At 62.2% G+C, this 9,486-nt stretch carries 13 protein-coding genes and 1 tRNA gene; 5 read left to right on the plus strand and 9 right to left on the minus strand.

Features of this window, described 5'->3' with window-relative positions; translation table 11 throughout:
- The first annotated feature begins 211 nt into the window (after nucleotides 1-211).
- The 4 genes from Q8P46_17770 to Q8P46_17785 are packed head-to-tail and all read left to right on the plus strand — an operon-like array spanning nucleotide 212 to nucleotide 1,943.
- Nucleotides 212-1,159, plus strand: coding sequence for a hypothetical protein (locus Q8P46_17770; GenBank protein MDP2621993.1), 948 nt, complete (start codon nucleotides 212-214; stop codon nucleotides 1,157-1,159).
- Nucleotides 1,134-1,556, plus strand: coding sequence for a hypothetical protein (locus tag Q8P46_17775; GenBank protein ID MDP2621994.1), 423 nt, complete (start codon nucleotides 1,134-1,136; stop codon nucleotides 1,554-1,556). The genes Q8P46_17770 and Q8P46_17775 overlap by 26 nt, the downstream gene beginning before the upstream one ends.
- Nucleotides 1,546-1,746 carry a hypothetical protein gene (locus Q8P46_17780; GenBank protein MDP2621995.1) on the plus strand — a complete coding sequence of 67 codons (201 nt, stop codon included), beginning with the start codon at nucleotides 1,546-1,548 and terminating at the stop codon, nucleotides 1,744-1,746. Before Q8P46_17775 ends, Q8P46_17780 begins: the two co-directional genes overlap by 11 nt.
- Nucleotides 1,743-1,943 carry a hypothetical protein gene (locus tag Q8P46_17785; protein MDP2621996.1) on the plus strand — a complete coding sequence of 67 codons (201 nt, stop codon included), beginning with the start codon at nucleotides 1,743-1,745 and terminating at the stop codon, nucleotides 1,941-1,943. The genes Q8P46_17780 and Q8P46_17785 overlap by 4 nt, the downstream gene beginning before the upstream one ends.
- 32 nt (nucleotides 1,944-1,975) lie before the next feature.
- On the opposite strand, the gene Q8P46_17790 is transcribed toward Q8P46_17785, so the two are convergent.
- Complete coding sequence (locus Q8P46_17790) at nucleotides 1,976-2,359, minus strand: DUF1353 domain-containing protein (GenBank protein ID MDP2621997.1); 384 nt, start codon at nucleotides 2,357-2,359, stop codon at nucleotides 1,976-1,978.
- On the minus strand, nucleotides 2,356-2,601 hold the full coding sequence (locus tag Q8P46_17795) for a hypothetical protein (protein MDP2621998.1): 246 nt from the start codon (nucleotides 2,599-2,601) through the stop codon (nucleotides 2,356-2,358). Before Q8P46_17795 ends, Q8P46_17790 begins: the two co-directional genes overlap by 4 nt.
- Before the next feature lie 86 nt (nucleotides 2,602-2,687).
- Between Q8P46_17795 and Q8P46_17800 the strand changes: the two genes are divergently transcribed.
- Nucleotides 2,688-2,780 (plus strand) — tRNA-Ser (locus Q8P46_17800).
- A 120-nt stretch (nucleotides 2,781-2,900) separates the two neighbouring features.
- Here Q8P46_17800 and Q8P46_17805 read toward each other — a convergent pair.
- The 7 genes from Q8P46_17805 to Q8P46_17835 form a co-directional block, all read right to left on the minus strand.
- Nucleotides 2,901-3,248 (minus strand): hypothetical protein, encoded by a 348-nt coding sequence (locus Q8P46_17805; protein MDP2621999.1) that lies wholly within the window; start codon nucleotides 3,246-3,248, stop codon nucleotides 2,901-2,903.
- Nucleotides 3,249-3,250: 2 nt separating this feature from the next.
- Nucleotides 3,251-3,520: a hypothetical protein gene (locus tag Q8P46_17810; GenBank protein ID MDP2622000.1), complete on the minus strand. Its 270-nt coding sequence runs from the start codon at nucleotides 3,518-3,520 to the stop codon at nucleotides 3,251-3,253.
- Between the two features lie 105 nt (nucleotides 3,521-3,625).
- Complete coding sequence (locus Q8P46_17815; GenBank protein MDP2622001.1) at nucleotides 3,626-5,704, minus strand: hypothetical protein; 2,079 nt, start codon at nucleotides 5,702-5,704, stop codon at nucleotides 3,626-3,628.
- Entirely contained in the window at nucleotides 5,701-6,573 is an 873-nt protein-coding gene (locus tag Q8P46_17820; GenBank protein MDP2622002.1) for a hypothetical protein, read from the minus strand. Before Q8P46_17820 ends, Q8P46_17815 begins: the two co-directional genes overlap by 4 nt.
- A 618-nt stretch (nucleotides 6,574-7,191) precedes the next feature.
- Complete coding sequence (locus Q8P46_17825) at nucleotides 7,192-8,490, minus strand: hypothetical protein (GenBank protein MDP2622003.1); 1,299 nt, start codon at nucleotides 8,488-8,490, stop codon at nucleotides 7,192-7,194.
- A 1-nt stretch (nucleotide 8,491) separates the two neighbouring features.
- Nucleotides 8,492-8,890: a hypothetical protein gene (locus tag Q8P46_17830; GenBank protein ID MDP2622004.1), complete on the minus strand. Its 399-nt coding sequence runs from the start codon at nucleotides 8,888-8,890 to the stop codon at nucleotides 8,492-8,494.
- Nucleotides 8,887-9,486 (minus strand): hypothetical protein (locus tag Q8P46_17835; protein MDP2622005.1); only part of this gene is annotated, 600 nt, incomplete at its 5' end. The genes Q8P46_17835 and Q8P46_17830, both read right to left, overlap by 4 nt.

Raw genomic sequence — 9,486 nt, forward strand, 5'->3', positions numbered from 1 at the left:
CGATTTGCGGCGCGGCGATCAGACGAGCGGCCGAGTTCCAAATGTGCGCGAATGGTGCGGCTCACCTTCGCCTTGTCGAGTGCGAGCGGTGCAAGGCGAAATGGGCTCGACGTGCTTCCACTAGGTCTAAGCCGTGATGTCGGATAGCCCGCGGACGGATGCAGCGTTTCTCCAAATTCCGCCAGAACATCGCCCTGCGGCTGTTCCGCTCATGGTAGCGTCCGCCAAGCTTGAGCGCGAGCTGGCCGAGTCTCGGCGCAATGCGGACGACTGGATGCAGAAATACGGCAGCACGCAAGGGCACTCCGCCCCGTCCTCTAAAGCACCGATGGAGGACTACATCGGCAGACCGAGATTGCCAGAACGGGTAAGGGATGCGATCTACTGGCTGAATGCCGGCGGGCGCGGCCTAGTTGCTGACGCTCTCGCTACGTGGGCCGAGGACAAGATTCTGGCTTACGAGGGTCTTGAGGGTGTCAAGGATGGTGCGTTCTCAGAGCTGGAAGACCGCGATGGCAAGCTTGATGCAATCGCCAAGGCGCTCGACATGCCCAAGGACTCGTGGCGCATCGCCGGTTGCGACGTGATGGCGCATCAGATACGCGGTCTTGTGGCTGCCTACATCAAGCTACAGGACCGCGAGATCGAGATAGCCTCCGCCCCGTCCTCTATTGAGCCGAGCGACAACATCGCCACCGCAGAACGCATCCAAAAGGAAGTCGCCGGGGCGCTTAAATCATGCGTGGACGCGCACGGCAACATCGTTCAAGGAAGCTGGATCGGATCGGCAGCGAAGCGCATAGCTGCCTTGCTCAAAACAGACTTCGACACAATGGCCGACCTTTTGGCGAAGGAAACGGAGCGTCGGGTAATCGCAGAAACCTCCCCATCCGCAAGCGCGGCATCCTCTATCGGTGACACCGTACCGCGCAGCCGTTACGACGCCTGCAACCGAGACTGGCTAGAGGAAAAGATGAAGCGGGAGAACCTGACAGCCAAGTATATCGCCGAATTGAGCGCCATCCAGCAGGGGCTAGAAGCCTGCCTGCTTGCCAGTCAGCACTTCGAGGGTGACGCGATGGGGGCGCTGGAGGAGATCGAGCACCGCGTTCGTGGTCTGCTGAAGGAGATCGGTGAAGCGACGGAGCCGAAGCCGTGATGACCGAAAGAAAGGGCGTCGTCTGCCCGCTGTGCTGCCGCTGGATAAGGATTGGGATTGCGCTTCGCTGTTCTTCCACAAAGGCGAAGCCGTGAGCGACCGACCGATTCATTTACTCGAATACTCGCACATTTGCCGGCCACAACCGCACAGCGAGCCGAGCATCACAGTGCCGGTGTGGATCACTCAGTCCAGCCTTGACGGCCTGCAAGCGCTCATCCACTTCTGTGAGGGTTTTGAGAAGTCAGGCAAAGGGTGCGTGACTGGCTGGTTCGAGATCACCATGTTCTACCGCACCATTCAAGGCTGCATCCGTAAGGCAGACAATGCGGCGCGTGAAAAACAGAATGGCACCGACGCCGCACACTGTGAAGGGAAGGACGAACATGGAATGTGATCCGCAATTCGGCTATCCAGTCCCAGAGCCTACCGCCCACGGCAAGCTCATCGAGATGGGCGAGATCAAGTCGCAGGACATGGATGGCACGGTGCATACCTACCCGATGGCGCTGCTCATCACGTTCGACAGCAAGGAAGAAATCCGCAAGGCCATCAAGGAGGGCGTATGCAGGTTCGTGTTCCCATGAACACTACCGATCTTCCGCGCCCTAAGTGGATGAGCAAGAAGCACCGCGAGTACCTGCACCGGCTCATGGTGCGCAAAGGAGTGCTCGACATCAGGATTTGCACGACGACTCTGTGCGACACGCAGGAACTGGTGAAGGAACGGAATGCGCTGGAATGGGCGATTGCCAAACTGGCGGACAAGGAAACATGGCTGTGACCCTGAAGAACACGGCGAGGGCATGACCGGCGCTACGGCGGCGGAGCCTCCTCCAGCCACGCTGTATCTACCGCGTAATGCGATGAGCCGCCAAGCCGGACAAAGCCGTACATGAGGCTGCCTAGGGCGCTATCGACCCTCTCGACGGCCATCCCGGCGCGCATGGCATCGTCTGCCCACTTGCGGGGCACCTGGAGCTCGTAGAGCAGATCGTGCATGACGAAGGACTTGATCGCACGGCCTTTGGCAATCCAGTAGGCGAACGGGAGCCGAGGTATGCTATCGAGGTCAGTAAGGAAGCCAGTGGGTGCCTCATATCTGGCGCCATCCACCAGAAACACGAATGGAGCGAGTAATGTGAATTCCTCGGGGCCGAGCGGGTGCAGGTAAAGCTCGGTCAGGAACTCGACTTTCACGGGTAGCAATTTCTCCAGACGCCGCCTTCGAGGAAGCCGTGAAAGTCCGGCCACTCGATAGACGGTGAAACCGTGATCGTGCCGTCCGCGTGCTCAACGACCTCGTGGTGCTTGAGCGATTTGAGATATGCCCCCGGAGGGAACGCCAGCCATTCGCCGTGAATCGTCTTGCCGTAGTCGCCCTCGGCGAATTTCATCGCGCCGTGGTCCTCGGCGTCGGGGTAGATGCGCCGGCCTTGCATCTAGTACAATCCGCCTTGCCATGCGAACACGAACGCCGAATCCACGCCGCTGGCTCCACAGTCGATCCCGATCATCCGTCTAGTACGGAAGGTTGGGTGAGCGGTAAACCGCCGGTTTGCTAAACCGAGGCCAGCACCTAAGCAGGGCTGCGCGAGTTCGATCCTCGCACCTTCCGCCAGATCAAAAGGAAGGTGGCGCTGCGCGGGCGGCAACTGGTCTCGAAAACCAGCACGCGGGCACCTCGGTAGGGCCTGGGGTTCGACTCCTCCACCTTCCGCCATCACGATAGCGCGGTAGCTCACACGCCCTCATCTTTCCTGAACGCGCCCGGCGACTGCGACGACATCACCCCGGAGGAGTCGATGACGACGATTTGCGGACGCCCGTCGGACGTTGGCTGCACGCGCCAGCAGGCATCGTAGAACTGTCCGCGGAATATCCATTTCGCCGCCTTCCAGTCCTTGAACCACGGGCCGAGCGGGCAAGGCGTTACCAGCATGATCGTGAGCTTGCCGTTCTGATCCGCCGCGCTGTAGGTTTCCTCGGCGTAGGCGTACCGCGCGCCGAGCACGATCAGGCAGAAGAAAGCCACCGCCGCGAGCACGATTCCGACGATGCGGCGCAGATAGATGCGTTCCTGGTCCATGGTCACTCTCCTTTCTTCACGAGATACATCAGCAGCTCGCGATGTCGCTCCTCGCTTTTGGATTCCGACTCGCTGATCTTGTCGAACAGCTTCGCAATGTGCCCGCGCTGAATTGTGATTTCTGCGGTCACGGCGGCGAATTGCTCGGCCATCGCTTTCTTGTCGGCCTTTTTGTCCCAGAGCTTGATGAAGGTCCATATCGGCGCGGCTACCACGGCAGCGGCGCCTAGCACCTTCGCCAGCAGGGAGAAGTCAGGCGGATCGCCGTTCACCGCGGTCTCCTGAACGCACAGCCGGCCAGCAGGGCGATGAGGCCGAGCCTGAGATAGGCGCGCTTCAGAATCCAGAGAAGGTGGGCGTACATGGGCGTCTTCTTGTCATTGCTGCGCGCTGCCGATGAACCGCTCGAGTTCCGACTTCAACGCGGCGTCATCGGTCTGGTTGTAGATCACGCCGAGCCGCGCGAGGTGCGCTGCGGCCTCTCCTGGGCGCGCCGGATTGACAGGCGTCGCCAGCCAGTTGACGACCTTGGGGTTAGTCAGCATCTTCGCGCCGACATACGCTGTTGCCGCAGCACTGCCAGCAGCCACGACTGGCGCAACGGAACCGGCCGCGACGCTCGCAAGCGGCGACAGGTAAACGCTGTAAGCCGCGAATGATCCGGCCGTGCCTGACGGGTTCGCATAGATGCCGCTGCCCGTGCGAATCTCGGACGCCGCATTGGCGATCTTCGTTACGTTCGTCAGCGTTTGGGGATTAGGGAAAAGCTGCGCTTTCGCCCCAAGCGACAGCTTGTTCCAGTTCGTCAGGAAGGTTTCCGACGAGAACACTTCGCCCATTTCGTCCTGCTTGCCTGGCTTCGCTTTGCCGAGGCGATTTACCACGGCCTCGGTAACGACCTGGCGCTCGGCCGGGGCGAGGCTTCGCATCACGGCGCGCAGCTTATTGGCCTGATCGGGATCGGTCGGGTTGATCGCCTTGAAGATGTCCTCCGGCTGCTTGCCCTTGCCGATGACGCGCTCCAGCACGCTTTCGATGCGGTCCATGCGGGCTCGGTAGAAGGCGTTCTGCCGCGCGAATTCTTTGCCAGCGCCGGCTTGGCTCGCCGCTACCTTCAAATCTTCGGACAGCGCGCCGTACAGCTTTTTCAGCTCGCCGCCGGGAATGCCCGTTACCAGCGCGTCATCTAGCATCGAGCCGACGCGGGAGCGAAGCGCCCGCAGCGCATCGAACGGCATAACGCCGGCATTCGCCTGCAAGTCGGCTTGGAAGTTTTCCTTGATCTGGGCGACCTTTGGATTCACGAGCGCCGCAGTAGTTTTCTCAGCCCCAGGCGTAGCCCTGGTGAGATCGTCCAGCGCAGAAACTGTATTGGCCGGAGCCGAGGTCGCCGCAGGCCCAACCTTTCGAGCGAGGTCGTCGTCCAGGCGCTGCCACGTCGTCCGAGTGCGAGTTAGGAATCCGCCAGTTCCGGTGACGCCCTTCTCGATCGCCCGCCCGGCCGCTTCCGCAGGAACACCAGTTTTCGCCTTCGCACCGATCTGCTGTTGCTGCTTCGCGATGAAGTTCTTCATGACGCCAGCCCCGCCCGGGAACTTGGCGGCAAGGTTTTCGAGCCCATGTAGAAACACGTTCCCGGTTGCCTGCCCTACTGACGGCTCGGCTCCGGCAGCGCGGAACGTCTCGACGGTCGGCCTCGCCCTGGCGGCGACGGCGTTTTTGGCCGCAGCGGCTCCTGTTCTGGCGGTGGTCGGAGCCATCGCCCCGACGCCGGTCCATTCCGGCCCCAGCGTTTCACCGGCCACCGCCCCGCCAACCGTTGCGACTGCCGCAGGTGCTGGACGAGCACCTGGGAAGACTGATCCCCCGGCGATCATGCCGCCCGTGTGCAGGAGCCTGCTGGCGGGGTCGTCAGGGCGGGGGTTGGTAGTGCCTATCCCCGCCTTCTCCATGAGCCTAGCGACGCTCTCAGAGCCTCCGGGTGTGCCACGGAGCACATCTGGCGCGAGATCCGGCCTGCCAAGGGCGGTCGCCGCCGTCCCTACTCCAGCGATGCCGAGGTTCACGAGATTCTCGGCGGTGTCTACCGGGAGCCCGACTAGGCCAGCGATGCCGCGGTTCACGCCGCCAAGCGCTGCCTTGCCACGCTCGCCCGCGGTGGGCGCAGGTTGGGCGGGTTTTGCCGAGAACTGCTGCTGCGCGTAGGCAAGCGCCTGTTCCTGCGTAGCGCCCTCTGGTGCCGTGATTTCGAAGCGCTTGCCATCCGGGGCTGTGACCTCGAAACGCTGTACTTTCGTGCTCTCTGAGCGCTGTTTCGCTGCCGCTACAGCGGCATCTACCGTCTGGAAATCTGGCGTTCCTGGCAGTTGTTGTCCAGCTTTGGGCGTGTCTCGCCCATAGACGTTTATCCACCTTCCGTCAGGTCTTTGGACGGTTTCGGAACGTTCGTGGCTCATGGAAGCGGCCGGATCGACCAGCCGCCAGTTGGCGTAGCGTCTGTGGACCCGCCCGGCAGCAGCGGCTCGTCGATGATGGTCTGAACGTCCGGGCCACCAGGCCCGGCGAGCCGCGAGAATCCCTTGATTGCAAGCGCCCGGTTCGCGCGCTTCTGAGCGATGGTCGCCTTGTCGTCGCCCGGTGCCGGGAAATACTGCTTCGTCGCATTGTCGAATTCCGCGTCCGAGATCACGGCGCCCGATTCCTGCCGCAGCACGGCGTTGACGAAATCGCGCTGCGCCTGCCTGACGCGGCGCTGCTCGGAACTCATTACGAAATTGCCCGCCGCCCCGAGCGTGCCGGCTGCGGCCATGCCGGTAAGGCTGACCTTCTCCTCCAGCGTTTTCAGGATCTTGTCCGACTGCGCGGCGCGAGTACCGAATAGCACGTTCCTGCCCTGAAACTCGGTCAGCGGCTTCTCCGGCTTATTGGCCGCAACGTCAGCGCGTAGTTGGGCGATGTCTCGCTGCGTCTCGGTACGCTGTACTCCAAGCATCCGCAGCGTCTCGTCGTGGCGCTTGTCCGCGGCCGTCTTTTCTTCGATTCGACGCGCTTCCAGCGCCCGCTTCTGATCCTCGTTCGCCGCCGTCATCGCCATTTGGTCGTAGCGGGCATCAATCAGCGCCTTGTTCTGGTCGCGCTTGTCGGCTGCGCCCTGAATCATGATGTCGCGCTGCGCTTTCCGGTCGAGCGCTCCCTGACGCATGGTCAGCAGCTTTTCAGGGCCAGCATATTTCGACGCTACGGCGATCTGCTGTTCCTCCGTCGCATCCGGCCCCAGACCGGCAAGTTCGGCTTCATATGCCTTCGCTTTCTGCTGCGCCTGCATCTTCGCGAGCAGCCCTTGGACCGCGCCGGCCTGTTGGAGCTCCTGCAACGGCTTCTGCTCGTTCTGCCGGCGACGCTCTATGAAGGCGCCGTAGCCGGGGATGTCAGCGAGTGCCATGATGTTCCTCCGGCATGTCAGGCCACCAGCGATTGCCTTTTTTGTAATTCTCAGTTTGTGTCACGACTCTAAGGTTTTGCGATACATGCAGACCGCATACGACGTTAGAGTGCAGCGGCACGATGTGATCGACGTTATGCTTGATGCCGGTTTGCCTCGTCATGCGATCCGCTTCTGCGTATACGGCCTTAACGGCAGATAGATCAGCCCACCGCGGTGTCGCATTTTGTTGCAGAGCCCGGCGCGTCGCCAGACGCATGTTTCTATGCGCTCGGTTATTGCGCTCCCATGCGGAGTTGACGCGCGCTATATGGTCCTTGTTTTTGGAGCGCCATGTTGCAGAGTTGAGAGCCCACGCCGCCTTATCTCGCTCCCAATACTTACGCCAGTTCTGCGACGCATACGTGGACCCGCGTTCCTTCTTGCATGACACGCAATTTCGCTGATACCGTTCCCCATTCAACTCAGGATGCTTAGGGCACACTTTGCCGAACGATTTCATCAGAATCCCGCTCTCCTGATCTCTCTCATAATGTCGGCTAGCGATTTCGGGGGATGAAACACATCTGCAATGCCGCCGCCAACAGAATCGTAAATGCCTCTCTCGGCATTGACCGCCGAACCGGAAGCGTTCACGGCCGCTGGCGCGAAGCTCGCCAATCCCCCAGTGTTGGCGTTTACTTGCCGATAGTTCTGCAATGCTGGATAAGCGAACTTCGCGTTCAGATCTTCGAGGGTTTGTGCCCACGCATTCGGAGAATCTGAAGGATTGCCGAAATTCGCTGACATCCCATGCAGTGTCGCCTTCGCTGTCTGGTTCAGGGCATCGGCATAACCGGGCTCGTTGGCCATGCTGAAGCCGGGCGCGAAAGACCCCTCGAAACGTGCCCTGGAAGGCTCTCCGAAGCCCATGTAGCGCTCGGCGAGGTCGGAGAGGGAGTTGGCCTGCTGGTTGCTCGCGAACGCGCCCAGCGCGGCCGGAGCGGCCCTGCCGAGCAGATCCAGCCAGTCGTCCGCCGTCGCCGAACCGTCCAGCAAGCGTGATAGGGCGCCGCCGCCGGCTGCCGTGCCGGCTGCCGTTCCGCCCCCGGAAGCGCCATAAACGCCATCGATCCCGGGGAAAAAACTGCCTGCGCCGATCGTCGGGGCGAGAGCGGACAACGCAAACGGGCTCGTGGCCGGGATGGCCGTCGTGATGCCGGTTCCGACGGCACCGCCGCCGATGCCGCCCGCCGTAGTTCCCGGCGTAAGGCCGGTGACGCCGCCCGCCCCCGGTGTGAGGCCGGAGCCGAGTGCCGTGCCCTCGGTCGCCGCCGCCGTGCCGCCTGCACTAGCGCCAGCGCCACTGAACGCACCAGCACCACTGAGCAGCGCGGCAGCCGTGATCGGCACGCCGTACTGGTCGAAAATCTCGGCCGCCGGGTCCATCACGCTGCCGATGCCCTTGCTGAGGCCGGCGAGAATCCCTCCCCGCCCTTCCTGGCTCGCCTCCTGCAAGCGGCTGTCCAGCGCCCCGTAGCTGGAATACACGCTGTTGAGGTAGTTGGGATCGAGCCCGGTGCTCCCCTGCAAGACCGACGTGAGCTGATCGGGCTGCACCCCGAGGCTGCGCAGCGCCCACGCCATCGCGGCGGGATCGGAGAACGGATCGCCTTCGTTGCCGAGGTGCTGGAACTGGCGCAGCGCTTTCTGCAAGGCTGGATCGGCGAAGTTAAGGCCGCCGTTCTGCAGGAAGTCGGCCAGCTTGGGATTGGCGTCGTCTACCCACTCGACACTTTCGCCTGTGAATTGCCATGCCATCTCAGCCTCCAATCTCGAACGAGCCGTACACCTTCAGCACGTCGCTGGTCGCGTTTTGTGTCGGAAGGTAGCAGCGCGAAGAACTGACGCTGATGCTGCACAGCCCGACTGCCTCGTTAACCGTGTCGTTCATCATCACGCCAAAGCCCGCCAACCCGCCCGCAGAGGTTGGCAGGTTGATGAATGTCACCCGCGCCACTGTTGCGACCGTGGTAGCTGCCGACAGCAGCGCTTGGAAGTCGCATTTGCGCCCTTCTATGCGATAGCGGCCCTCGGCAGTGAGGGCGCCGACTGAACTGGCATTCGTGCTGACCGTGAACTCATCCCACTGGTCCGCCCCGAGCAGATCGCGGTAGGCGAACGATTCGCGGGCGATCTCCATGTCATCGAAGGGGTTCACGATGTGCCCATCGTCAAGCGCCCGGCTGCGCGGCGCAGGCGCATCGGCGTATTTGCACTATGGCTCAAAGCCCAAGCGCGCTGTCTCGCCGAGCCGAGCCGCGTCAGCCGCAGCGGGCGCCCAGCCGAGAGATCCACCGTGCCGAGCGTAGAGTACGTGGCGTAGTCGTCATCGCTCACGGCGATGGTGAGGTCGGATGCCGAGGCTTCCACGTCCGCCTCAATGTTCAGATCCTCATAGAACTTCGTGTTATCCGTGCCCTCGTTAGTCGGCCCGCTCTGGACGCGCGCGGTGTACGCCACGCCGTCGTCCTCGAACACGAGCGATGCGTGGTTTTGCAGGTACACCTTGCCGCTCGTCGAGACGTTGCTGACGGCATAATTAACCTGCGTGCCGCCGAGCATGACCGAGGCGACCTTGTACCAGAGCGGCGTCGGGGAGTTCACTTCAAACCAGAACTTCTCTTCGACGCAGTACGCCGCCGTGGTCGGTCCGGCCTTCACGAGTACGAACGAGCGCCCGAAGTGCCGGATCGTCGTCAGGCTGATGTTGGAAGCGCCCGCGAGGATCATGATCGCTTCGACTTCCGGCGCCGA

The sequence above is a fragment of the Hyphomicrobiales bacterium genome, assembly GCA_030688605.1.
Classification (GTDB): Bacteria; Pseudomonadota; Alphaproteobacteria; order Rhizobiales; family NORP267; genus JAUYJB01.

Excerpts from the sequence above, each read along its gene's own strand:
- Q8P46_17770 (MDP2621993.1), top strand. The coding sequence starts at position 212 with ATGGTAGCGTCCGCCAAGCTTGAGCGCGAGCTGGCCGAGTCTCGGCGC.
- Q8P46_17780 (MDP2621995.1), top strand. The coding sequence starts at position 1,546 with ATGGAATGTGATCCGCAATTCGGCTATCCAGTCCCAGAGCCTACCGCC.
- Q8P46_17785 (MDP2621996.1), top strand. The coding sequence starts at position 1,743 with ATGAACACTACCGATCTTCCGCGCCCTAAGTGGATGAGCAAGAAGCAC.
- Q8P46_17795 (MDP2621998.1), bottom strand. The coding sequence starts at position 2,601 with ATGCAAGGCCGGCGCATCTACCCCGACGCCGAGGACCACGGCGCGATG.
- Q8P46_17805 (MDP2621999.1), bottom strand. The coding sequence starts at position 3,248 with ATGGACCAGGAACGCATCTATCTGCGCCGCATCGTCGGAATCGTGCTC.
- Q8P46_17815 (MDP2622001.1), bottom strand. The coding sequence starts at position 5,704 with ATGAGCCACGAACGTTCCGAAACCGTCCAAAGACCTGACGGAAGGTGG.
- Q8P46_17820 (MDP2622002.1), bottom strand. The coding sequence starts at position 6,573 with ATGCAGGCGCAGCAGAAAGCGAAGGCATATGAAGCCGAACTTGCCGGT.
- Q8P46_17825 (MDP2622003.1), bottom strand. The coding sequence starts at position 8,490 with ATGGCATGGCAATTCACAGGCGAAAGTGTCGAGTGGGTAGACGACGCC.